Source organism: Streptomyces sp. NPDC031418, from assembly GCF_055581605.1.
The window spans coordinates 205,729-229,002 of sequence record NZ_JBVIJC010000012.1; the positions used below are offsets into that span (position 1 = coordinate 205,729).

Genomic DNA, 23,274 nt, shown 5'->3' on the forward strand with positions numbered 1-23,274 from the left:
GTCCTGCCCTGTCCGATCATGGGACGGGGGTGACCCGATGACCGAAGTGCTGCTCCTTCTGGTGGCGGTCCTGCTGTCCCTCGCCTGCGGCGCCTTCGTGGCGGCGGAGTTCTCGCTGACCACCGTGGAGCGCGGCGAGCTGGAGCGGGCCGCCGCGCGCGGCGAGCGCGGTGCCGCGGGCGCCCTGAAGGCCGTACGGAACCTGACCTTCCAGCTCTCCGGCGCCCAGCTCGGCATCACCGTCACCAATCTGGTGGTCGGCATGCTCGCCGAGCCGTCGATCGCCCAGCTGCTGGCCGGCCCCTTCGAGGCCATGGGCCTGTCCCGGTCCACGGCGACCTCGGTGGCACTGGTGCTCGGCACCGCCCTGTCGACGGTGTTCCTGATGGTCGTCGGCGAGCTGGTGCCCAAGAACTGGGCGATCTCCTCGCCGCTGGCCATGGCCAAGCGGGTCGGCAACGCCCAGCGCTGGTTCAGCGCGGTCTTCCGGCCCTTCATCACCCACCTGAACAACACGGCCAACCGGTTCGTACGACGGCTCGGCATCGAGCCCGCCGAGGAACTGGCCTCCGCGCGCGGCCCGCAGGAGCTGGCGGCCCTCGCCCGGCACTCCGCCAAGGAGGGCGCGCTGGAGGCGGACACCGCCGAACTGTTCGTCCGCACCCTGAACCTGGCCGACCTGACCGCCGAGAACGTGATGACCCCGCGCGTCCAGGTGATCGCCCTGGACCTCCAGGCGACCTGCGAGGACGTGGCGAACGCGACCCGGGCCACCGGACTGTCCCGGTTCCCGGTCTACCGGGGCAGCCTGGACTCGGTCGTCGGCATCGCGCACATCAAGGACGTCCTGGCCGTGCCCGCCGAGGAGCGCCCGCGCCGCACGGTCGCCCAGGTGATGCGCGAACCCCTGCTGGTCCCCGAGTCGCTCACCGTCGACCGGCTGCTGGACCGGCTCGGCGGCAGGCGGACCATGGCCGTGGTCATCGACGAGTACGGCGGTACGGCGGGCGTGGCCACCCTGGAGGACATCGTCGAGGAGGTCGTCGGCGAGGTGCGCGACGAGCACGATCCGCACGAGACACCCGACCTCGCCCCCGCCGGGGCGGACGAGCAGGGCCGCGCGCTGTACTCGGCCGACGGCGCAGCCCGCACCGACCAGCTGGCGCGCGTGGGCCTGAGGGTGCCCGAGGGGCCGTACGAGACCCTGGCCGGACTGGTCGCCACCGAGCTGGGGCGGATACCGGCGAGCGGGGACAGCGTCCAGGTCTCCGGCTGGCAGCTGGAGGTGGTGGACGCCTCGGGCCGCCGGGCGGCCCGGCTGCTGCTGCACGCACCGCTGGACGACGAGCCCGGCCGGCCGGCCGAGGGGACGACGCCGGAGGGGGCGCGATGACCGCCGTACAGCTGCTGATCGGTCTGGCGACCCTCGTCGTCAACGCCTTCTTCGTCGGCGCCGAGTTCGCGCTGATCTCGGTGCGCCGCTCGCAGATCGAACCGCTCGCCCAGGAGGGCGACCGGCGCGCCAGGAGCGTGCTGTGGGGTCTGGAGCACGTGTCGGCGCTGCTGGCCGCCGCCCAGCTCGGCATCACGCTGTGCACCCTGGTCCTCGGTGTGGTCGCCGAGCCGGCGATCGCGCATCTGCTGGAGCCGGTCTTCCACGCGCTCGGCGTACCGGTCGGCGCGGGCCACGCCGTGTCCTTCGTGATCGCGCTGGCCCTGGCCACGTATCTGCACATGCTGCTCGGCGAGATGGTCCCGAAGAACATCTCGCTCGCCGAGCCGGTGCGCAGCGCGCTGCTGCTCGGGCCGCCGCTGGTCACCCTGGCCCGGGCGCTGCGCCCGGTGATCTTCGCGATCAATGCCTTCGCCAACGGGCTGCTGAAGCTGCTGCGGGTGGAGGCCAAGGGCGAGGTGGCGGCGACCTTCACGGACACCGAGCTGGCCGAGATCGTCAAGGACGCCAGCGAGGCCGGGCTGATCGACAACCGGGCGCAGGAGCGGCTGCACGACGCCCTGGAGCTGGGCAGCCGGCCCGTGCGTGACGTGGTGGTGCCGCTGGAGCGGGTGGTCTACGCGCGCGTGGGTGTCACCCCGGAGCAGCTGGAGCGGCTGTCGGCCGAGTCGGGCTTCTCCCGGTTCCCGGTCGTGGACTCCGGCCGCCGCATCGTGGGCTATCTGCACGTCAAGGACGCGCTGGACGCCTCGCCCCGGGACGTGCCGTTCCGGCTGCGGGACATGCGCCCCATCGCGCGTGTGCGCGAGCGGACCCCGCTGGACGACGTGCTCACCGCGATGCGGGGCAGCCGTACGCACCTCGCGGCGGTCCTCGGCGACGACGGCCGGCTGGCCGGTCTGGTGACCATGGAGGACGTGCTGCGGCAGCTGTTCGGGCAGCCGGCCTGAGGCGTTCCGGGGGCGACCGACCGACGGGTATGGAGCCGGGATACCATCGCTGACGCCATGCAGACGAATCCCGCTCCTTCCCCGTACACCAGCCTGGTCGCGGTCGGCGACTCCTTCACCGAGGGCATGTCGGACCTGCTGCCCGACGGCTCCTACCGGGGCTGGGCCGACCTGCTCGCCGCGCGGATGGCCGCCCGCACACCGGGGTTCCGGTACGCCAACCTCGCCGTGCGCGGAAAGCTCATCGGGCAGATCGTGGCCGAGCAGGTGGACGTGGCGGCCGCCATGAACGCCGATGTGGTGACGCTGGTCGGCGGTCTCAACGACACCCTGCGGCCCAAGTGCGACATGGTCCGGGTGCGCGACCTGCTGACCGAGGCCGTCGAACGCCTCGCCCCGTCCTGCAAGCAACTGGTGCTGATGCGCAGCCCCGGCCGCCAGGGACCGGTGCTGGACCGGTTCCGGCCGCGCATGGAGGAGCTGTACTCCTGCGTGGAGGAGCTGGCCGGCCGGCACGGCGCGCTGGTGGTCGACCTGTACGGCGCCCCCGCGCTGAGCGACCCGCGGATGTGGGACGTGGACCGGCTGCACCTCACGGCGGAGGGGCACCGCCGGGTCGCCGAGGCGGTGTGGCAGACGCTCGGGTACGAGCCCGAGGACACCGAGTGGCATGTGCCGATGCCGGCCACCGCCCCGCCCGGCTGGCTGAGCCGCCGGGTGACGGACGCCCGGTTCGCCCGCCAGCATCTGCTGCCCTGGATAGGCCGCCGCCTCACCGGCCGCTCCTCCGGCGACGGCCGCCCCGCCAAACGCCCCGACCTGCTGCCGTACGAGGGCCAGGCCTGAGGACGGCAGTGACGCGGCTCTCGTAGCTTCCACCGAACAGGGGCGTGGCGCTGGCCTGCACAAATCGCCAGTAGAATCTGGACACGTGACTTCAGCGCCCGCCAAGCCCCGCATCCCGAACGTCCTCGCCGGACGCTACGCCTCGGCCGAGCTCGCCACGCTCTGGTCCCCCGAGCAGAAGGTGAAGCTGGAGCGGCAGCTCTGGCTCGCCGTGCTGCGGGCCCAGAAGGACCTCGGCATCGAGGTGCCGGACGAGGCGATCGCCGACTACGAGCGCGTCCTCGACACCGTCGACCTGGCCTCGATCGCCGAGCGCGAGAAGGTCACCCGGCACGATGTGAAGGCGCGGATCGAGGAGTTCAACGACCTCGCCGGGCACGAGCACGTGCACAAGGGCATGACCTCCCGTGACCTCACGGAGAACGTCGAGCAGCTCCAGATCCGGCTCTCCCTGGAGCTGGTGCGGGACCGTACGGTGGCCGTGCTGGCGCGCCTCGGCAAGCTCGCGGGCGAGTACGCCGAGCTGGTCATGGCCGGCCGCTCGCACAATGTCGCCGCCCAGGCCACGACCCTCGGCAAGCGCTTCGCCACGGCCGCCGACGAGCTGCTGGTGGCGTACGGCCGGGTCGAGGAGCTCCTCGTCCGCTACCCGCTGCGCGGCATCAAGGGCCCGGTCGGCACCGCCCAGGACATGCTGGACCTGCTCGGCGGGGACGCGTCCAAGCTGGCCGAGCTGGAGGGCCGTATCGCCGCCCACCTGGGCTTCTCGCAGGCCTTCACCTCGGTCGGCCAGGTCTACCCGCGCTCGCTGGACTACGAGGTCGTCACCGCGCTGGTGCAGCTGGCGGCGGCGCCGTCCTCGCTGGCCAAGACGATCCGGCTGATGGCCGGGCACGAGCTGGTCACCGAGGGCTTCAAGCCGGGCCAGGTCGGTTCCTCGGCGATGCCGCACAAGATGAACACCCGCTCCTGCGAGCGCGTCAACGGCCTGATGGTGATCCTGCGCGGCTACGCGTCGATGACCGGCGAGCTGGCGGGCGACCAGTGGAACGAGGGCGACGTGTCCTGCTCGGTGGTGCGCCGGGTGGCCCTGCCGGACGCCTTCTTCGCGCTGGACGGCCTGCTGGAGACCTTCCTGACCGTCCTCGACGAGTTCGGCGCCTTCCCGGCCGTCGTCGCCCGCGAGCTGGACCGCTACCTGCCCTTCCTGGCCACCACCAAGGTGCTCATGGGAGCGGTGCGGGCGGGTGTCGGCCGCGAGGTCGCGCACGAGGCGATCAAGGAGAACGCCGTGGCCACCGCGCTCGCCATGCGCGAGCAGGGCGCCGAGCGCAACGACCTGCTGGACAAGCTCGCCGCCGACGAGCGGCTGCCGCTCGACCGCGACCAGCTGGCGGCCCTGATGGCCGACAAGCTGTCCTTCACCGGTGCGGCGGCCGACCAGGTCGGCCTGGTGGCCGGCCGGATCGAGGAGATCGTCAAGCAGCGCCCGGAGGCGGCCGGTTACACCCCCGGAGCGATCCTCTGACTCCCCGCTTCACCAAGGCGGACCTGGAGGCCGCCCGCGACCGTCTGGTACCGGACGTGGTCGCGGGCGGCCTCCGCGTGCTCTTCTGCGGCATCAACCCCGGCCTGATGACGGCGGCGACCGGTCATCACTTCGCCCGCCCCGGCAACCGCTTCTGGCCCGTGCTGCACCTGTCCGGCTTCACGCCCCGGCTGTTGAAACCCGAGGAACAGCAGGAGCTGCTCTCCTACGGGCTGGGCATCACCAATGTCGTCGCCCGGGCGACCGCGCGGGCCGACGAGCTGACCCCCGAGGAGTACGCCGAGGGCGGCCGGCTGCTGACCGCCAAGGTGACCCGGCTGCGGCCGAGCTGGCTGGCCGTGGTCGGGGTGACCGCCTACCGGGCGGCCTTCGCCGACCGCACGGCCCGGGTGGGACCGCAGGAACGGACCATCGGCGACACCCGACTGTGGGTGCTCCCCAACCCCAGCGGCCTGAACGCCCACTGGACGACGGCGACGATGGCGGCGGAGTTCGCCCGGCTGCGGGAGGCGGCGCAGGCCCCCTGACCGCCCCTGGCGCGCCGGCCCGGTGAGGGGTCAGGGCGGGGGTATCTCCGTGGCCGTGGCCAGGAGGTGTATCTCGTCCGCCTCGTCGCGGTCGGCGACGCCCAGGGCGAGCCAGCGGCCGGTGTGGTCCGGCTGCCACAGGTCGAGTTCGTCGGTGCGCAGGCACAGGTCCGCCCAGGGCTGCGGGATCTCCTCGCCGCGGCTCATGCGGGTGCGCAGGGTCAGCTGGCCCCACGGGGGCTGCCGGCCCCAGCGGTCGGCGAGCCGCCCGGCGAGTGCCTCCCGGTACGCGTGGAAGTCCGCCGCCGTGCGCTGCCGGATCTCCGGGTGCTCCGCGGCCGCGCCCCGGCTCGTCACCAGCTCCACCGTGACATAGCCGGGTCCCGCCGTGCCCACGTCGGATCCGCCGTGGTCCGCCGGGAACTCCCGGGCGCACAGCAGGTCGACGAGGGCCAGGCATGTCGCGATGTCCATATGCCCCAGTAAAGCGGGGGGCACTGACAATTGGCGGGGCGTCAGGCGTCCCTGCGGTGCAGGGACCACGCGCCGGCGAGCAGGGCCGCCGCCGTCCATCCCGCGGTGACCGCGAGACCGGTCCACGGGCCGAGCGAGCCGTCCCAGGAGCTGTGCAGGATCACCTGGCCGGCCCGGTCGGGCAGGAAGTCCGCCACCCCGCCCGACATGTCGCCGACCACGAAGGAGACGATCAGGACGAAGGGGATGAGCAGGGACAGGGTCGCCGTGCCGCTGCGGAGCACCGCCGCGAGCCCGGCGGCGAACAGGGCCATCAGGGTCAGGTCGAGACCGCAGCCGAGGGCGCCGCGCAACCCCTCGGACCAGGCGGGGGCCGAGGCGCCGAGAACCGCCCGGCCCGCCAGCAGGGTCACCAGGCCGGTGAGGAGGCCGACGGCGAGTACCGGCAGCGCGATCGCCGTGGCCTTCGCGGCGAACCAGCGGCGCCGGTCGGGCACCGCCGACAGGGTCAGCCGCAGGGCGCCGCCGCGGAACTCGGCGGAGACCGCCGTCGTACCGAAGGCGATCGCGGCGATCTGGCCGAAGCTGATGCCGAAGAAGGCCGAGAACAGCGGGTCGGACGCGGTGTCGTCGGCCGCTGCCAGCGCTGAGAAGGCGGTGGTGGCGAGCAGCATCGCGGCCAGGGCGGCCGGCAGCGAGCGCAGGGTGCGGATCTTGATCCACTCGGCGTGGAACACGGGCGCGAAGGGCATGGTCAGGCCTCCTGGGGCTGGGCGGTGAACTCGGCCTCGGCCGCGGTCAGATCGAGGTAGGCCTCCTCCAGGGTGGCCTCCTGGGCGGCGAGTTCCGTGACGGGGACGCGCGCGTCGGCCAGGAGCCGGCCGAGGTCCTCCACGCGCGCGTGCCGCACGATCCACGCGCCGTCCTCGCTCCGGGCGGCGTCCAGGCCGTGCCGGGCGAGCAGGCCGTCGAGCGCGCCGGCGTCCGTGCTGCGGATCCGGATGCCGGGCTGCACGCGTGCGTGGATGAACTCCCGTACCGGGGTGTCGGCGAGGAGGCGGCCGCGGCCGAGGATCACCAGGTGGTCGGCGAAGGCGGCGGTCTCGTTCATCAGATGGCTGGAGACCAGGACCGTACGGCCCTCGGCGGCGAGCCGGCGCAGCAGGTCCCGGATCCAGACGATGCCTTCGGGGTCGAGGCCGTTGGCGGGCTCGTCCAGCAGGATCACCTCGGGGTCGCCGAGCAGCGCGGCGGCGATGCCGAGCCGCTGGCGCATGCCGAGGGAGTACGTCCGCACCCGGCGCCGGGCCACCGGGGCGAGGCCGGTCTGCTCCAGGACGCTGTCGACCCGGCGGTCCGGGATGCGGTTGCTCGCGGCGAGGGCGCGCAGATGGTCCCGGGCGGTGCGGGAGCCGTGCGCGGCCCGTGCGTCGAGCAGCGCACCCACCCGCCGCAGCGGCTCGGGGAGTTCGGCGTAGCGGCGGCCGCCCACGGTGGCCGTGCCGGAGGTGGGCCGGTCGAGTCCGAGGACGAGCCTCATCGTGGTCGACTTGCCGGCGCCGTTGGGGCCGAGGAAGCCGGTGACCCGGCCGGGCCGGACGGTGAAGGTGAGCCGGTCGACGGCCCGCCGGCCGGCGTACTCCTTGGTGAGGTCGCGTACGTCGATGGTCGTCATGGCAGCCAGCCTGGCCGGGGCTGGGGGCGGCGGTCCTCCCCCGCCGGTGGAGATCGTCTCCCCCGTGCGGGGGAGGCCCGTTGTCGGTGCTGCCTGCGACGATGTCTCCATGGTCCGCCTGTGTCTGGTCCGCTTTCTGCGCCCGCTGCTGCGCGGGACGACGTACACGCGCCTGCTGCATCTGTGGGTGCCGATGCTGGTCGTCAGCATCTGGCTCTTCATCGACATGTCGACCCCGTGGGTGCCCGCGCTGCTGCTCGTCCCGGTCGGTCTGCTGCCCGGCGTACGGACCGGTGAAGGGGTGCAGGCACGGCTGCTGCTGACGCCCGGTGTGGCCGACTCGGGCATCTCCGAGACCCCCTCGGCGACCTGGCGGGACAGATGGCGCACGGTGCTGTGGCTGGAGCTGCGGATGCTGCTCGGCGCCGCGGCCATGTTCGGCACGGTGTGGCTGCCGGTCGCCGCCTTCGAGCTGGCGCGGTGCGCGGGCGGCCGGGCGCCGTCCGGGATGCCGCTGCTGGACCGGCTGCCGCCGGACCCCGCCTGGGCCCTGCTGACGCCGCTTCCGCTGCTCGCCCTGTACGGCGTGGTCGTGGGCCTGGGCGAGCTGGTCACCCTCTGCGCGCGCCGGCTCCTCGGGCCGTCCGCGGCGGAGCGGCTGGCGGCGCTGGAGGAGCGCACCGAGCGGCTGCTGGAACGCACCCGGATCGCCCGGGAGTTGCACGACTCGATCGGGCACGCGCTGACGGTGGCCGTGGTGCAGGCGGGTGCGGCCCGGGCGGCGGGCGATCCGCGGTTCACCGAGCGCGCGCTGGACGCCATCGAGGAGACCGGGCGGGCCGCCCTGGCGGACCTGGAGCGGGTGCTGGGCGTGCTGCGCGAGGCCGAGCGGCCGGTGAGCGCCCGGCCCACACTGGCCGACGCCGACCGGCTGCTGGAGTCGGCGCGGGCCTCCGGAGCGAAGGTCGACGCCGAGGTGACCGGCCCGGTCGCGGCCGTACCGGGGCCGGTGTCCCGGGAGGGGTACCGCATCCTCCAGGAGGCGCTCACCAATGTGCTGCGGCACGCGGGCGCCGTCCCGGTGCGGGTCCGGGTCGCGGTCGCCGCCGGCACGCTCGCCCTGGAGGTCCGCAATCCCCTGCCGGCCGCGCCACCCGGCCCGGGGCGGGGCAGCGGGCTGCGCGGCATACGCGAACGGGCCGCCCTGCTCGGCGGCACCGCCCGCACCGGCCCGCACGAGGGCGACTGGCAGGTCCATGCCGAGCTGCCGTGCTGATCTAGGCTGGCCGGATGCCGGTCACCGTACTTCTTGTCGACGATGAGCCCCTGGTCCGCGCCGGTCTGCGGGCCGTGCTGGAGGCGCAGGCCGATATCGAGGTGGTGGGCGAGGCGGCCGACGGGGCTGCGGTCATCCCGCTGGTACGGCAACTGCGGCCGGACGTGGTCGCGATGGACGTGCGGATGCCCCTGATGGACGGCATCGAGGCCACGCGCGCGGTGCTGCGCACGGTCGCCGACCCGCCGAAGATCCTCGTGGTGACCACCTTCGAGGACGACGCGTTCGTGTACGAGGCGCTGCGCGCGGGCGCCGACGGCTTTCTGCTGAAGCGGGCCCGGCCCGCCGAGATCGTGCACGCGGTACGGCTGGTGGCGGAGGGCGAGTCCCTGCTGTTCCCGGCCTCCGTCCGGCGGCTCGCCGCCCGGTACGGCGACGGCGGCGGCCCGGCGCCGGCCGGGCCGGCCGGGGCCCGGCTGACCGAGCGGGAGGCGGAGGTGCTGCGGCTCATGGCGCGCGGTCTGTCGAACGCGGAGATCGCGGCCCGTCTGGTCGTGAGCACGGAGACGGTGAAGTCGCATGTGAGCGCCGTGCTGACCAAGCTCGGGGCGCGCGACCGCACCCAGGCGGTGATCGCCGCGTACGAGTCGGGGTTCGTGGCGCCGCGCTGAGCCCGGCCGGTGCGGGGCCCGGCACTCGCCGGGGTGCGGCGGGCCGAGTACGATCCGGCCAACACGCCCGCGAGCTGGGAGGACGGACGGTGGGGCAGCTGACCGGCGGCGATCCCTCGCTGCTGCGAAGGATCAATTCCGCGGTGGTGCTGCACGCGCTGCGGGCCACGGACTGTGCGACGTTCACCGAGATCACCCGGGTCACCGGGCTGTCCCGGCCGACCGTCGAAGGTGTGGTCGAGGGGCTCGTCGAGGCCGGGCTGGTGGCGGAGGCGGCGGCCGGCGAGGGCACCGCGCGCCGACAGGGGCGGCCCGCCCGCCGGTTCCGGTTCCGGGCCGAGGCGGGCCATCTGCTGGGCCTGGAGATCGGCGCCCACCGGGTCGCCGCGCTCCTGTCCGACCTGGACGGACGGGTGCTGGGCGCGCAGGCCAGGGAGGTCGACGAGACGGCGCCGGCCGACGAACGGCTCGACCGGCTGCGCGGCGCGGTCGCCGAGCTGCTGCGCCGGGCGGGGGTGGCGCGTGACTCCCTGCGAGCGGTGGGGGTGGGCACGCCCGGCATCGTGGCGGACGACGGCACGGTCCGGCTGGGCACGGCCCTGCCGCAGTGGACCGGTCTCCACCTCGGCGAGCGGCTGAGCCGCTCCTTCAAGTGCCCGGTGCTGGTGGAGAACGACGCCAACGCGGCGGCCGTCGCCGAGCACTGGAAGGGCGCGGCGACCGAGAGCGACGACGTGGTGTTCGTGCTGGCGGGGCTGAGCCCGGGCGCCGGTGCGCTGATCGGCGGGCGGCTGCACCGCGGTTACGGCGGAGCGGCCGGCGAGATCGGCGCACTGCATCTGCTGGGCCGTGAGGCCACCCCGGAGACCCTGCTGTCCACCACCGACGAGCCGTTGCACCCGCTGGACGAGCAGGCGGTCGCCGAGGTGTTCGCGCTGGCCCGGGAGGGTGATCAGCGGGCGGAGGCGGCCGTGGAGCGGTTCATCCAGCGGCTGGTGCACGACGTGGCCGCGCTGGTGCTGGCGCTCGACCCGGAGCTGGTCGTGATCGGCGGCTGGGCCGCCGGTCTCGACGGTGTGCTGGAGCCGCTGCGCCGCGAACTGGCCCGCTACTGCCTGCGGCCGCCCCGGGTGGCGCTGTCGTTGCTGGGCGAGGCGGCCGTGGCCACGGGAGCGCTGCGGCTGGCCCTGGACCGGGTGGAGGAGCAGCTGTTCGCGGTGGAGGGAACGGTGACGGCCCGTCGGGGCTAGAGCCTCTTTTTCGGGCCTTGCCGGCGTTGCAGGGCCCTGACGGATCGGGTTGCAGGGCCCTGACGGGTCCGGGGTCAGGAGGCCTGGCGCTCCGGGTCGTGGTGTATCTCGACGTCCGGTGAGTCGCCGAAGGTCAGCCGGCAGGTGTCGGCGCGGTAGGTCGCCACGGAGAGGGCCGCGGTGCGCCCCTGGGCGTAGAAGCGGGTGGTGACGACGAGGACGGGCGAGCCGGGGAGCCGGTCCAGGTCCCTGGCGTCGTCCGCGCGGGCGGAGCCCAGCTCGACGGCGCGGTCCTGGCCCTCCAGCGGGAGGTGCTGCACCTCGCGCAGCACCGCACGCGCGCGTGCCGGGCCGGACGGGGCGTCGATGGCGGTGAGGCCGGGCACCGAGGCGGCGGGGATGTAGAGCAGCTCGGTGGCGACCTGCTGGCCGTGGGACATCCGGGAGCGGCGCACGGTGTGCACGGCCTCGTCCGCGGCGGTCTCCAGGGCCGCGGCGACCGCCGCGGGCGGCACCGACTGGACGCTGTCGAGGGGCTGCCAGGCGTCCTCGGCACCGCCCGGCCAGCTGTGCTGCGCGGTGCCGACGGCCACGCCCACGCGCGGGGGCGCGACGGTCGTACCCACACCGCGGCGGCGCTGCAACCGGCCCTCCAGCTCCAGCTGTTCGAGGGCCTGACGGAGGGTGGCTCGGGCGACGCCGAAACGGGCGGCGAGGTCGCGTTCGTTGGGGAGGATCTCGCCGACGGAGAACTCGGAGTCGAGTGCCTCGGTGAGCACGGTCTTGAGATGCCAGTACTTCGGTTCCGGCACCGATTCCAGCTGCGTGGTCCCCACCCTGTCCTCCGCAAGAGCCGTGGTCCGGCGGTTTTTAGCGCCCTTGTTTATTAAAGGTTGTTGCACTTATCTGCGACCATAGGGCGGCCGTCACCCCTGGTCAAGACCAATCCTCGATCCCTGCGGCGACGCGCGGGTGACGGCACGACGAAGCCCCCGCCGTACGACGGGGGCTTCCTGGGGACGGGGGTCAGTGACCGGCGAGGTGCCGCAGCTTGTCGGGGTTGCGGATGATGTACACCGAGGTGATGCGGCCGTCGGCGGTGTCCAGTTGGAGCAGGCTCTCGGGTTCGTCGCCGGCCAGGAGCAGCACGGCCGGGCCGCCGTTGACCTCCAGGAAGCGGGCGGACAGGGTGGCGGCACCGGCGGGCGAGACGGCGGCGAGGAAGCGGCCGACCTTGTCCGCGGAGTGCAGGACGCGCACCGGCGCCTTGGCCTTGCCGCCGCTGTCGCCGACCAGCTGGACGTCCGGGGCGAGCAGGGACATGAGCCCCTCGAGGTCGCCCCCGCCCGCCGCCACGAGGAAGCGCTCGGTCAGATCCCGGCGCTCGGCGGGGTCCACGTCGTAACGGGGGCGCCGCTCCGCCACGTGCCGGCGGGCCCGGCCGGCGAGTTGCCGTACCGCCGGCTCGGCGCGGTCGAGGAGCGCGGCGATCTCGGCGAACGGGAAGCCGAAGGCCTCCCTGAGCACGAACACGGCCCGTTCCAGCGGTGACAGCGACTCCAGGACGACCATGACGGCCAGCGAGACGGAGTCGGCGAGCAGCGCGCGTTCCGCCGCGTCCGGGGCGGCCTCGCCGAACTCGGTGACGTACGGCTCGGGCAGCCAGGGTCCGACGTACGCCTCGCTGCGCGCCTGCGCCTGGCGCAGCCGGTCGATGGCCAGCCGGGTGGTGATGCGCACCAGATAGGCGCGGGGTTCGCGGACCTCCTCGCGGTCGGCGCGGGACCAGCGCAGCCAGGTGTCCTGGACCACGTCCTCGGCGTCGGCCACCCGGCCGAGCATGCGGTAGGCAACGCCGGTGAGCAGGGGCCGGTGCTCTTCGAAGACGTCGGTGGCACTGTCGGCGATCATGCTGCCATCCCATCCGACACGCCCCGCGGGTGTCCAGCGGAATCGGGCGGTTCCGGGCGCGGTCCGGATCACAATGACCGCGGGCCGCCGGGGGCCGGCGGCCGTTCGATCTGGAGGTGGTCGATGCGGTACGCGGTGCTGGGCACGGGCGAGGTGGGGCGCACGCTGGGCGGCAGGCTGGTGGAGCTGGGGCACGAGGTGACGCTGGGCTCGCGCACCCGGGACAATCCGGTCGCCCAGGAGTGGGCCACGGCCTCGCCGGGCCGGGCCCGCGCGGGGTCGTTCGCGGACGCGGCCGCGGCGGCGGAGGTCGTCGTCAACGCGGTGGGCGGCCGAGTGGCGCTCGACGCGCTGCGGGCGGCCGGTGCGGAGCATCTGGACGGCAAGGTGCTGGTGGACGTCTCCAATCCGCTGGCGTTCGAGGACGGGGTGCCGCGGCTGGATCCGGTGGAGTCGGACAGTGTGGGCGAGCGGATCCAGCGGGAGTTCCCGCAGGCGCGTGTGGTGAAGACGCTGAACACCGTGAACTGCCAGGTGATGGTGGATCCGGGGCGGGTGCCGGGCGAGCACCATCTGTTCGTGTGCGGCGCCGATGCGGAAGCCAAGGCGCAGGTCGTCTCGTTGCTCGGGGAGTTCGGCTGGCCGGCCGGGCGGGTGGTGGACCTGGGCGGCATCCGCTGGGCCCGCGCCCTGGAGATGTATCTGCCGCTGTGGCTCGGGATGTTCCAGCGGTTCGGCAGCGCCGATTTCAATGTCGAGGTGCGGCGGGCGGGTTGACCGCGGTTGGGGGGACCACCGGGGGCTACCCGTCGGTAGCAATTGCTGACAAGCTGTCCACGCCGTCCGTCAGCAGCCCAGACGAGGAGCACCCCCATGTCCGCCACCGTCTCCTTCCCGGTCCCCACCGCGCACGGCCCGAAGGACGTGACCGTGTCCTACGCGCGCGTGGGGCGCGGCGAGCCGCTGGTCCTGCTGCACGGCATCGGCCATCACCGGCAGGCCTGGGACCCGGTCGTGGACATCCTCGCCACCGAGCGCGATGTGATCGCCGTCGACCTGCCCGGCTTCGGCGTCTCCCCGGGGCTGCCGGACGGTCTGGCCTATGACCTGCCCACGACCAACTCCGTGCTGGCCGCGCTGTTCGAGGCGCTCGGCCTCGACCGGCCGCACATCGCCGGCAACTCCCTGGGCGGTCTGCTCGCCCTGGAGCTGGGCCGCGAGAAGCGCGTACGGTCCGTCACCGCGCTGGCCCCGGCCGGCTTCTGGACCGAGGCCGAGCGGCGGTACGCCTTCGCCCTGCTGCTCGCCATGCGGGGCGTCGCCGAGCGGCTCCCGCTGCCGCTGGTGCGGCAGCTGTCCGCCACCGCGGCCGGCCGCGCCGCGCTGACCAGCACCATCTACCACCGGCCCGCCCGCCGGGCGCCGGAGGCCGTGGTCGCCGAGACGCTCGCGCTGGCCGGCGCGACCGGCTTCGCCGCGACGCTGCGGGCGGGCACGACCGTACGGTTCACCGACGCTCTGCCGGGCCTGCCGGTCACCGTGGCCTGGGGCGCCCGGGACCGGATCCTCCTGCGCCGCCAGGGCGTCCGCGCGAAGCGGATCCTCCCGCACGCCCGGCTGATCCGGCTGCCCGGCTGCGGCCACTGCCCGATGAACGACGACCCGGCCCTGGTCGCCCGCGTCATCCTGGACGGCAGCAGCTGACCGGGACGGACGAAGGGACCGTGTACGACGAAGGGACCGTGTACGACCGCGAGGACCGGCCCGTCGTACGCGCAACCGTGGCGGCACCTTCGCGGGGCGGTTGTTCATGTGGGGTTCGCGTGCGCGCCTCAGGGTGCCCGTAGGTGTGGCTTCGCACACTGGCCGGAACCCGTCCCTGGAGGCACAGCCATGTCACACCGTCCGTTGCCCGGCCGCCGCAGCGTTCTGCGCGGCTCCCTCGCCGCGTCGGCGGCCCTGACCCTGCCCGTGGGCCTCGGCGCGGCCCCGGCCTTCGCCCGCTCGGGACGCCCGGAGGCGGGGTGGGGCGTGCAGGCCGGCGACGTCACCACCGACTCCGGGCTGATCTGGGTGCGTTCGGACCGGCCCGCCCGGATGATCGTGGAGACGGCGGCCACCGAGTCCTTCCGCAACCCGCGCCGCTGGCACGGCCCGCTGCTGGGCGCCGGGACGGACTTCACCGGCACCACCCGGCTGCACGGACTGCCCTCCGGCGAGCAGATCCACTACCGCGTACTGCTCGCCGACCCGGACGACCCGCGCCGTACCGGCGAGCCGGTGGCCGGCACCTTCCGCACCGCGCCGGTGAGGCGGCGCCAGGGCGTGCGGTTCGTGTGGTCGGGCGACCTGGCCGGTCAGGGCTGGGGCATCAACGAGTCCATCGGCGGTTACCGGATCTTCGACGCCATGGCGCGCACCGACCCGGACTTCTTCCTGTGCAGCGGCGACAACATCTACGCCGACGGGCCGATCGCGGCGACCGCCGCCCTGCCGGACGGCGGTGTCTACCGGAACCTCACCACCGAGGAGAAGTCGCACGTCGCCGTCACCCTGGACGACTACCGCGGCAACTTCCGCTACAACCTGCTGGACAAGGCGCTGCGCCGGTTCAACGCGCAGGTGCCGAACATCATCCAGTGGGACGACCACGAGGTGCGCAACAACTGGTACCCGGGCGAGGTCATCGGCGCCGGCACCCCCTACCCGGCCGGCACCAGGCTGGACGACCTGGCGCTGCGCTCCCGGCAGGCGTTCTCCGAGTACTTCCCGATCTCCACCCTCAGCGATCGGCCCGACGGCCGGATCTACCGGGTCGTCCACCACGGCCCGCTGCTCGACGTCTTCGTGCTCGACATGCGCAGCTACCGCAACGCCAACTCCCCCGACGACCAGACCACGGACCCGGTGGGCATCCTCGGCCGCGAGCAGCTGGACTGGCTCAAGCGGGAGCTGGCGAAGTCCCGCGCGGTGTGGAAGGTGATCGCCAACGACATGCCGCTCGGGCTGGTCGTGCCCGACCCGGTCGAGGGCAGGCCGAACTTCGAGGCGGTCGCGCAGGGCGACCCGGGCGCCCCGCTGGGCCGTGAGTTGCAGATCGCCGAGCTGCTGCGGTTCGTCAAGCACCGGCGGATCACCGGCACGGTGTGGCTGACCGCCGACGTGCACCACACCTCCGCCCAGCACTACGACCCGTCACGGGCCGCGTTCAAGGACTTCGAGCCGTTCTGGGAGTTCGTCTCCGGCCCGCTCAACGCCGGCGCCTTCCCGGCCAACGCGCTGGACGGCACGTTCGGCCCGGAGCGGGTCTTCGTCAAGGCGCCCACCACCGCCAACGTGTCCCCGGCCGAGGGGTACCAGTTCTTCGGCGAGGTCGACATCGACGGCGACAGCGGCGAACTGACGGTCCGGCTGCGCGAGTACGACGGAACGGTGCTGTTCACCCGGACGCTGCAACCGGGGCGGGTCGGCCAGTAAGCGCGTTTCCGCAGGCCGGGGCCGTTGTCAGTGGTCGCCTCTACGGTTTTCTGCATGAGGCGATCACCTGACAACCCGGCGGCGCTCTTAACAGGGGACAACGAGAAGATCTGGGGCAAGCTCCGCCCTCAAGGGCGTAAATCGCAACAAAGAGGACGGAGCATGCTTTACCCATCGGTCACAAACCGTTCGTGATCACGCAACACCCTTCGTTCACAGTGGATGCATGACTCCAGAGATGTCTGATGTGACCCGGACGAAGCACGGACGGCCCGTCCACCACTGGCGGCGGGACATCGTCGAACTCGCCGCGCTGTTCACGGCCGTCGCCGTGGCCGACGGAGTGGCGAACCTGGTGGGGCACGGCCCGGACGGCCCGGCCCTGCTGGTGTTCTCGGCGCTCGCGCTGGCCGCGACGGCCGGCTTCCACACCTGGTGGGCACGGCGCCACGGACACGCACCGCCGGCCCTGGATACCGGTCCCCGGCCGGCCGCACCGACGCGGCCGGCCGGGTCCGACGCCTCCGGCGACGAACTGACCGGCGCCGGCGCGCTGTGGCGGATGCGCACCACGGTGAAGGACGAGCCGGGGTCGCTGGCCGCGCTGTGCGTGGCCCTGGCCGAGCTGCGGGTCGACATCCTGAGCCTCCAGACGCACCCGCTCGGCGACGGCACGGTGGACGAGTTCCTGCTGCGGGCGCCGGGCGCGCTGCCGGCGGCCGAGATCACCCGGGCCGTCGCGCAGGCCGGGGGCGCGTCCACCTGGATCGAGCGGGCCGACGCGCACGATCTGGTGGACGCTCCCACCCGGGTGCTCGGACTGGCCGCCCGCACCGCGCTGGACACCGCGGAACTCCCGCTGGCGCTCCGGCAGTTGCTGGGCCGGTGCACGATCCGTTCGCTGCCCGCGACGCCGGTCGCCGGGCAGCGGGACGCGGAGTCCGTGCCGGTCGAGGGGGTGCTGGAGGACACCGTCATGCGGCTGCGCGCGCCGGAAGGCGGTGTGCTCACCGTGGAGCGGCCGTATCTGCCGTTCACCCCGGCGGAGTTCGCCCGGGCGCGGGCCCTGGTGGAGCTGGACAGCCGGCTGGGCCCGCGGATTCCCCGCGGCCAGGACGTGCTGACGCTGCCGGAGGGGAACGACATCACCGTCCGCCGGGTCGACACCGGCGACCTGGCGGCGGCCAAGGCCATGCACGAGCGGTGCTCCGCGCGCACCATCGGCCTGCGCTACCACGGTCCGGTGGGGGACGCGGACCGCTATCTGAACCATCTGCTGAGCCCCCGCTTCGGGCGGACGCTGGCCGCGCAGACCCCGTCGGGCCGCATCGTCGGCCTGGGGCATCTGCTGTGGGACGGCGACGAGACCGAGGTCGCCCTGCTGATCGAGGACGACTGGCAGCGCCGTGGCGTCGGCACCGAGCTGCTCGGCCGGCTGGTGGCGATGGCGATGGACGCCGGCTGCGAGAGTGTGTACGCCGTGACGCAGGCGTCGAACACCGGCATGGTCGCCGCGATGCGCGGTCTCGGTCTCCCCCTCGACTACCAGATCGAGGAGGGCACCCTGGTGATCACGGCCCGGCTGGGCACGGCCCCGGCCGGCGCCCGCCCGGCGTACGGCGACGCACGGGAACGACTCGGCGGCCGCACCCACCACGACTGACACCCCCCGCTCCGCGGCAACGTCGGCCACCCCCGGCCCGACACGGGCACACCCCACCGGCCCCAAGGCGCACCTGACGCCCCAGGCGGCTCCCGCCGCCACGGGAACGAGCAATCCGGGCCGCCACGCGCAACCGGCGGCCCGGATTGCTCCAGCCGCCCGGACACGCGCCCGCACGCAGGCGAACGGCCCGGCGTCTCTTCGCCGGGCCGTCCGTCTGCGCCGTCAGTCCTGTCGGTGTCCCCTGGCGGCGCCCACCTTCTGCCGGTCCTGCGGAGCGCCCAGTGCCTGGTCCAGGTCGGCCCAGAGGTCGTCGACGTCCTCCAGGCCCACCGACAGCCGCAGCAGCCGGTCGCTCACCCCGGCCCCACGGCGGTCGTCCGCGTCGACGATGCGGTGGCTGATGGACGCGGGATGCTGGATGAGCGTGTCGACGCTGCCGAGGCTCACCGCCGGGGTGACGAGCCGGACCCGGGAGATCACCTCGTGCGGATCGCCGTACACCTCGAAGGCGATCATGGCGCCGCCGAGCCGGGGGTAGTTCACCCGGGACACGCGCGGGTCGGCGGCGAGCCGGCGGGCCAGTTCGGCGGCGTTCGCGGAGGCGGCCCGCACCCGGACCGGAAGCGTGGACAGTCCGCGCAGCAGCAGATACCCGGCGAGCGGGTGCAGCACCCCGCCGGTGGCGAAACGTATCTGCCGCAGCCGGCCGGCGAACTCCTCGTCGCAGGCGACCACTCCGGCGAGAACGTCACCGTGGCCGCCGAGGTACTTGGTGGCGCTGTGCAGCACCAGCCGGGCGCCGCACTCGGCCGGGCGTTGCAGCACGGGGGTGGCGAAGGTGTTGTCGGCGAGCAGCGGGACCGAGCCGCAGGCGTGGGCGACGGCGCGCAGATCGACCTCGGCCAGGGTCGGGTTGGCCGGTGACTCGACCATCACCAGCCCGGTGTCCGGCCGTATCGCGTCGGCGATGCCGGCCGGGTCGGTCCAGGTGACCTCCGTACCGAGCAGTCCGGCGGTCAGCAGGTGGTCGCTGCACCCGTACAGGGGCCGTACGGCGACGACATGGCGCAGGCCCATGGCGGACCGGGCCAGCAGGACGGCGCTGAGCGCGGCCATGCCGCTGGCGAAGGCGACCGCGGACTCGGTGCCCTCCAGCCGGGCGAGCGCGGTCTCGAAGCGGGCGACGGTGGGGTTGCCGAGCCGGCCGTAGACCGGGGGTCCGGCCGGGTCGGCGCCGTCGGTGGCGAAGGCGTCGATGCGGGCGGCCTCGGCGCGGCTGTCGTAGGAGGGATAGGTGGTCGACAGATCGATCGGCGGGGCGTGCAGGCCCTGGCGGGCGAGATCGTCGCGGCCGGCGTGCACGGCCTCGGTGGCCAGAGCTCTGGATGCGGTGCGCACTGCGTCGTGGGCACTCGTGCTCGCTGAGTCCATGCGCGGAAGGGTGAACAGTGGACGGTTTCCGGGGGCGAGACACCGTGCTACGTTCGGCCAATGGCCGAATCCGTCGTACTGGATCCGGTGGACCTGCATCTGCTGCGCCTGTTGCAGAACGACGCCCGGACCACCTACCGCGATCTCGCCGCCCAGGTGGGCGTGGCGCCGTCGACCTGCCTGGACCGGGTGACCCGGCTGCGCCGCTCGGGGGTGATCCTCGGGCACCGGCTCCAGCTCGATCCGGCGCGGCTGGGCCGCGGGCTCCAGGCGTTGCTGTCGGTGCAGGTGCGGCCGCACCGGCGGGAGCTGGTCGGACCGTTCGTGGAGCGGATCCGCGCGCTGCCGGAGGCCCGTACGGTGTTCCATCTGACCGGGCCGGACGACTACCTCGTGCAGGTGGCCGTCGCGGACATGGCCGATTTGCAGCGGCTGGTGCTCGACGAGTTCACCGCGCGGCGGGAAGTGGCCCGGGTGGAGACCCGGTTGATCTTCCAGCAGTGGGAGTGCGGGCCGCTGCTGCCGCCCGGCCACGCCCAGAGCTGAATCCCCCCGTCCGTGGGTGACGCGGAGATCCCTCTCGTACGAGGATGTGCGGCATGTCTGACATCAAGAGCCCGCTGCCCCGTCAGGTCGCCGACGCGTACGTGGACGACCTCATCGCCCTCGACCCGGTCACCGGTACCTACCTCGGCGTGAAGGAGAGTTCCAGCAGGCTGCCGGACTACTCGCCCGCGGGCCAGGACGCCCTCGCCGGGCTGGCCCGGGCGACGCTCGCGAAGCTGGACGAGGCGGAGCGGCAGCCCGGCGCGGACAGCGACGTGGAGCGGCGCTGCGCGCGGCTGCTGCGGGAGCGGCTGACCGCCGAACTCGCCATGCACGACGCGGACGAGCATCTGCGCGCGGTCGGCAACATGCACACCCCCGGCCACTCGGTCCGGGAGGTCTTCACGGTGACTCCGCAGCAGACGGAGGAGGACTGGGCGGCGATCGCCGAGCGGCTGCGCGCGGTGCCGGAGGCGCTGGCCGGCTACCGGGAGTCACTGCAACTCGGCCTGGACCGGGGGCTGTTCGCGGCGCCGCGGCCGACCGCGACGTTCGTCGAGCAGCTCACCGAGTGGACGGGCGGCGACGGCGAGGGCCGCGGCTGGTACGAGGACTTCGCCGCCGCCGGACCTGAGGCGCTGCGCGCCGAGCTGGACGCGGCGGCCCGCGCGGCGACCGGTGCGCTGGTGGAGCTGCGGGACTGGCTGCGGGACGTGTACGCGCCGGCCGCGAAGGACGCCCCGAACGTGGTCGGCCGGGAGCGGTACGCCCGCTGGTCCCGGTACTTCAACGGCACCGATCTGGACCTGGACGAGGCCTACGCGTACGGCTGGGCGGAGTTCCACCGGCTCCTCGGCGAGATGCGGCAGGAGGCCGAGAAGGTCCTGCCGGGCGCGCGGACCCCGTGGGAGGCGCTCGCGCACCTGGACGAGCACGGCCGGCACATCGAGGGTGTGGACGAGGTCCGCGAGTGGCTCCAGGGCCTGATGGACCAGGCCATCGCGGATCTGGACGGCACCCACTTCGAACTCGCCGAGCGGGTGCGGAAGGTGGAGTCGTGCATCGCCCCGGCCGGCAGTGCGGCGGCCCCCTACTACACGGCGCCGTCGGAGGACTTCTCCCGGCCGGGCCGCACCTGGCTGCCCACGATGGGGCAGACCCGGTTCCCGGTGTACGACCTGGTCTCGACCTGGTACCACGAGGGCGTGCCCGGGCATCACCTCCAGCTGGCGCAGTGGGCGCACGTGGCCGAGAACCTCTCCCGCTACCAGGCGACGGTCGGCGGGGTCAGCGCCAACGCCGAGGGCTGGGCGCTGTACGCGGAGCGGCTGATGGACGAGCTGGGCTATCTGACCGGGCCGGAGGAGCGGCTCGGCTACCTGGACGCACAGATGATGCGCGCGGTGCGGGTGATCATCGACATCGGCATGCACCTGGAGCTGGAGATCCCGGCCGACTCGCCGTTCCACCCGGGCGAGCGCTGGACGCCGGAGCTGGCGCAGGAGTTCTTCGGGTCGCACAGCAGCCGGCCGGCGGACTTCGTGGAGAGCGAGCTGACCCGGTATCTGACCATGCCGGGGCAGGCGATCGGCTACAAGCTGGGCGAGCGGGCGTGGCTGCTGGGCCGGGAGAAGGCGCGGGAGCGGCACGGCGACGCCTTCGACCTGAAGGCCTGGCACATGGCGGCGCTGTCGCAGGGCTCGCTCGGCCTGGACGACCTGGTGGACGAGCTGTCCCGGCTCTGAACCGCGCCCGCCGGTCGCTCCGGCGAGCGTGCGGTCGTAACCGCTGAGGTCACGGCCGGCGAGGAGAACACCCCCGCCGGCCGTCCCCCGGACCACCGCGCCGACCGGCCATCCCTCCGAACCACCGCCTCGGCCGACCGCGTCCCTCCGAACCACCACGGGGCCGTCCCCCGGACCACCGCGCCGCCGGCCCTCCCCCGACCACCGCCTCGGCCGGCCGGACCCCCGGTCCACCGCCTCGACCGACCGCGTCCCTCCGAACCACCACGGGGCCGTCTCCCGGACCACCGCGTCGCCGGCCCTCCCCCGACCACCGCCTCGGCCGGCCGGGCCCCCGGTCCACCGCCTCGACCGGCCGCGTCCCTCCGAACCACCACGGGGCCGTCCCCCGGACCACCGCGCCGCCGACCCTCCCCCGACCACCGCCTCGGCCGGCCGGGCCCCCGGACCACCGCCTCGACCGACCGCGTCCCTCCGAACCACCACGGGGCCGTCCCCCGGACCACCGCGCCGCCGGCCCTCCCCCGACCACCGCCTCGGCCGGCCGGGCCCCCGGTCCACCGCCTCGACCGACCGTCCCTACGGACCACCGCGTTGCCCCTCCGTACCACCGCGTCGGCCGGCCAGCCCGGCGTGAGCGGCTCCGCCGGGTCGGCGCGGGCGGCTCCGCCGGGTCGGCGGTCCCGGAGAAAACCCGTGTCGCGGAGTCCCCGAGGACCCCGCGCCCGGAATCGGCGACACCCTGGGATCAGTCGGCAGCCCGGGGGGCGACCGGGCCCGGACCGCCGGCACCGTCGATCGCCGGGCGCGCGGTCCGCCGGGTCACCAGCCCCCGAGAGGACCCGTGCCGCGGAGTCCCCGAGGACCCCGCGCCCGGAATCGGCGACACCCTGGGATCAGTCGGCAGCCCGGGGGGCGACCGGGCCCGGACCGCCGGCACCGTTCATCGCCGATGCGCGCGCTCCGCCGTCCGGCCCTGGCCCGGTGGCGGGCCCGGTGTGCGGGCGGCTAGCTGGTGCCGGGGCCGATGCGGAGGAGGCGGGCCGGCATGCAGCAGACGGGACCCGGGCAGCGCCAACTGGAGACGCCGCGTGCCGCCGGACTGGCGGGAGTCGTCTTCGCGCTGCTGCTGGCGGCGGCGATCGTGCTGATCCGACTGGCGATTCCGCAGGGGGCCGACACGGTCACCGCCCCGGGGTTCACGAACTCCACGCGGCGCAGCGCGGTGCAGACGGCCCTCGCGCTGGTGCCGTTCGCCGGCATCTTCTTCCTGTGGTTCATGGGCGCCGTACGCGCGCATGTCGGGGCGGCCGAGGACAGGTTCCTCGCCACGGTGTTCCTCGGCAGCGGTCTGGTCTTCACGGCCACGCTGTTCGGCGCCGGCGCGGCGGCCGGTGCCGTCCTGTCGGTGGCGCACCCGAGCGGCAGCGCGCCGCCGACCGCGGCCTGGGACTTCGGCCGCCACTTCGCCTACACGCTGATGGTGGGCTACGGGATGCGGATGGCGGCCGTCTTCGTGTCCGTCGTCTCGGCCATCGGCCGCCGGCTCGGTGTGCTGCCGCGCGGGCTCACCGTCCTGGGCTATGTCACCTCCCTGACCCTGCTGTTCGTCTCGCCGAACGTGCCCTGGGCGGAACTGGTCTTCCCCGCGTGGTCCCTGGTGCTCAGCCTGTACATCCTGGTGGCGAGCGGCCGTGACCGGTCGCGTGGCGCGGCGCGGGCGTGACGCGTCGGGGGTGGGTGCCCCCGGTCGTTGTTCGTCCGGCCGGGCCTCCCGGCGCGCGGTCTCGCCGTACCCGGCTCATGCTGGCCAACGGGACATGACCG

Annotated in this window: 21 protein-coding genes; 15 read left to right on the forward strand and 6 right to left on the reverse strand. The window is 74.0% G+C overall.

The window, feature by feature from the left end; genetic code table 11:
* The first annotated feature begins 37 nt into the window (after nt 1–37).
* From ACZ5CZ_RS19965 to mug, 5 genes are all read left to right on the forward strand, one after another.
* The gene (locus tag ACZ5CZ_RS19965) at nt 38–1,393 is read left to right on the forward strand and encodes a hemolysin family protein (RefSeq protein ID WP_385844234.1); all 1,356 of its coding nucleotides are present in this window, start codon (nt 38–40) and stop codon (nt 1,391–1,393) included.
* Complete coding sequence (locus ACZ5CZ_RS19970) at nt 1,390–2,403, forward strand: hemolysin family protein (RefSeq protein ID WP_385844233.1); 1,014 nt, start codon at nt 1,390–1,392, stop codon at nt 2,401–2,403. Before ACZ5CZ_RS19965 ends, ACZ5CZ_RS19970 begins: the two co-directional genes overlap by 4 nt.
* A gap of 57 nt (nt 2,404–2,460) precedes the next feature.
* The gene (locus ACZ5CZ_RS19975; RefSeq protein WP_468944470.1) at nt 2,461–3,249 is read left to right on the forward strand and encodes an SGNH/GDSL hydrolase family protein; all 789 of its coding nucleotides are present in this window, start codon (nt 2,461–2,463) and stop codon (nt 3,247–3,249) included.
* Between the two features lie 85 nt (nt 3,250–3,334).
* A complete protein-coding gene (gene purB, locus ACZ5CZ_RS19980) occupies nt 3,335–4,777 on the forward strand; it encodes an adenylosuccinate lyase (RefSeq protein WP_385844230.1) in 1,443 nt (480 codons plus the stop codon).
* A gap of 56 nt (nt 4,778–4,833) precedes the next feature.
* Nucleotides 4,834–5,325 (forward strand): G/U mismatch-specific DNA glycosylase, encoded by a 492-nt coding sequence (gene mug / locus ACZ5CZ_RS19985; RefSeq protein WP_385844229.1) that lies wholly within the window; start codon nt 4,834–4,836, stop codon nt 5,323–5,325.
* A gap of 30 nt (nt 5,326–5,355) precedes the next feature.
* On the opposite strand, the gene ACZ5CZ_RS19990 is transcribed toward mug, so the two are convergent.
* From ACZ5CZ_RS19990 to ACZ5CZ_RS20000, 3 genes are read right to left on the reverse strand one after another with little or no spacing between them, the layout of a single operon-like run.
* On the reverse strand, nt 5,356–5,799 hold the full coding sequence (locus ACZ5CZ_RS19990) for a hypothetical protein (protein WP_468944473.1): 444 nt from the start codon (nt 5,797–5,799) through the stop codon (nt 5,356–5,358).
* A gap of 41 nt (nt 5,800–5,840) precedes the next feature.
* On the reverse strand, nt 5,841–6,551 hold the full coding sequence (locus tag ACZ5CZ_RS19995; protein ID WP_468944476.1) for an ABC transporter permease: 711 nt from the start codon (nt 6,549–6,551) through the stop codon (nt 5,841–5,843).
* A gap of 2 nt (nt 6,552–6,553) precedes the next feature.
* Nucleotides 6,554–7,474, reverse strand: a complete 921-nt coding sequence (locus ACZ5CZ_RS20000) for an ABC transporter ATP-binding protein (RefSeq protein ID WP_468944478.1) — start codon at nt 7,472–7,474, stop codon at nt 6,554–6,556.
* A 124-nt stretch (nt 7,475–7,598) separates the two neighbouring features.
* On the opposite strand from ACZ5CZ_RS20000, the gene ACZ5CZ_RS20005 reads away from it, so the two are divergent.
* From ACZ5CZ_RS20005 to ACZ5CZ_RS20015, 3 genes are all read left to right on the forward strand, one after another.
* The gene (locus tag ACZ5CZ_RS20005) at nt 7,599–8,750 is read left to right on the forward strand and encodes a sensor histidine kinase (RefSeq protein ID WP_468944655.1); all 1,152 of its coding nucleotides are present in this window, start codon (nt 7,599–7,601) and stop codon (nt 8,748–8,750) included.
* Nucleotides 8,751–8,764: 14 nt separating this feature from the next.
* Nucleotides 8,765–9,421 (forward strand): response regulator transcription factor, encoded by a 657-nt coding sequence (locus ACZ5CZ_RS20010; RefSeq protein ID WP_385844223.1) that lies wholly within the window; start codon nt 8,765–8,767, stop codon nt 9,419–9,421.
* An 89-nt stretch (nt 9,422–9,510) separates the two neighbouring features.
* Nucleotides 9,511–10,671: an ROK family transcriptional regulator gene (locus ACZ5CZ_RS20015; protein ID WP_468944482.1), complete on the forward strand. Its 1,161-nt coding sequence runs from the start codon at nt 9,511–9,513 to the stop codon at nt 10,669–10,671.
* A 74-nt stretch (nt 10,672–10,745) separates the two neighbouring features.
* Here ACZ5CZ_RS20015 and ACZ5CZ_RS20020 read toward each other — a convergent pair whose 3' ends face one another.
* Both ACZ5CZ_RS20020 and ACZ5CZ_RS20025 read right to left on the reverse strand, forming a co-directional pair.
* The gene (locus ACZ5CZ_RS20020; protein ID WP_467540954.1) at nt 10,746–11,507 is read right to left on the reverse strand and encodes a GntR family transcriptional regulator; all 762 of its coding nucleotides are present in this window, start codon (nt 11,505–11,507) and stop codon (nt 10,746–10,748) included.
* Nucleotides 11,508–11,697: 190 nt separating this feature from the next.
* The gene (locus ACZ5CZ_RS20025) at nt 11,698–12,582 is read right to left on the reverse strand and encodes an RNA polymerase sigma-70 factor (RefSeq protein WP_385844219.1); all 885 of its coding nucleotides are present in this window, start codon (nt 12,580–12,582) and stop codon (nt 11,698–11,700) included.
* Between the two features lie 123 nt (nt 12,583–12,705).
* On the opposite strand from ACZ5CZ_RS20025, the gene ACZ5CZ_RS20030 reads away from it, so the two are divergent.
* The 4 genes from ACZ5CZ_RS20030 (at nt 12,706) to ACZ5CZ_RS20045 (ending at nt 17,722) form a co-directional block, all read left to right on the forward strand.
* A complete protein-coding gene (locus tag ACZ5CZ_RS20030; RefSeq protein WP_467540958.1) occupies nt 12,706–13,359 on the forward strand; it encodes an NADPH-dependent F420 reductase in 654 nt (217 codons plus the stop codon).
* Nucleotides 13,360–13,455: 96 nt separating this feature from the next.
* Nucleotides 13,456–14,286 (forward strand): alpha/beta fold hydrolase, encoded by an 831-nt coding sequence (locus tag ACZ5CZ_RS20035; protein WP_468944486.1) that lies wholly within the window; start codon nt 13,456–13,458, stop codon nt 14,284–14,286.
* Between the two features lie 189 nt (nt 14,287–14,475).
* Nucleotides 14,476–16,059 (forward strand): alkaline phosphatase D family protein, encoded by a 1,584-nt coding sequence (locus ACZ5CZ_RS20040; protein WP_385844215.1) that lies wholly within the window; start codon nt 14,476–14,478, stop codon nt 16,057–16,059.
* Between the two features lie 226 nt (nt 16,060–16,285).
* Nucleotides 16,286–17,722 carry a GNAT family N-acetyltransferase gene (locus ACZ5CZ_RS20045; protein ID WP_468944489.1) on the forward strand — a complete coding sequence of 479 codons (1,437 nt, stop codon included), beginning with the start codon at nt 16,286–16,288 and terminating at the stop codon, nt 17,720–17,722.
* A gap of 225 nt (nt 17,723–17,947) precedes the next feature.
* On the opposite strand, the gene ACZ5CZ_RS20050 is transcribed toward ACZ5CZ_RS20045, so the two are convergent.
* The gene (locus ACZ5CZ_RS20050) at nt 17,948–19,156 is read right to left on the reverse strand and encodes a trans-sulfuration enzyme family protein (RefSeq protein WP_468944492.1); all 1,209 of its coding nucleotides are present in this window, start codon (nt 19,154–19,156) and stop codon (nt 17,948–17,950) included.
* Between the two features lie 60 nt (nt 19,157–19,216).
* Between ACZ5CZ_RS20050 and ACZ5CZ_RS20055 the strand changes: the two genes are divergently transcribed.
* The 3 genes from ACZ5CZ_RS20055 to ACZ5CZ_RS20065 all read left to right on the forward strand — a co-directional run bounded on the left by ACZ5CZ_RS20055 (nt 19,217) and on the right by ACZ5CZ_RS20065 (nt 23,173).
* Nucleotides 19,217–19,702, forward strand: coding sequence for an Lrp/AsnC family transcriptional regulator (locus ACZ5CZ_RS20055; RefSeq protein WP_385844212.1), 486 nt, complete (start codon nt 19,217–19,219; stop codon nt 19,700–19,702).
* Nucleotides 19,703–19,755: 53 nt separating this feature from the next.
* A complete protein-coding gene (locus ACZ5CZ_RS20060) occupies nt 19,756–21,447 on the forward strand; it encodes a DUF885 domain-containing protein (protein WP_468944495.1) in 1,692 nt (563 codons plus the stop codon).
* A gap of 1,048 nt (nt 21,448–22,495) precedes the next feature.
* Complete coding sequence (locus ACZ5CZ_RS20065; RefSeq protein ID WP_468944498.1) at nt 22,496–23,173, forward strand: hypothetical protein; 678 nt, start codon at nt 22,496–22,498, stop codon at nt 23,171–23,173.
* Nucleotides 23,174–23,274: the final 101 nt, after the last annotated feature.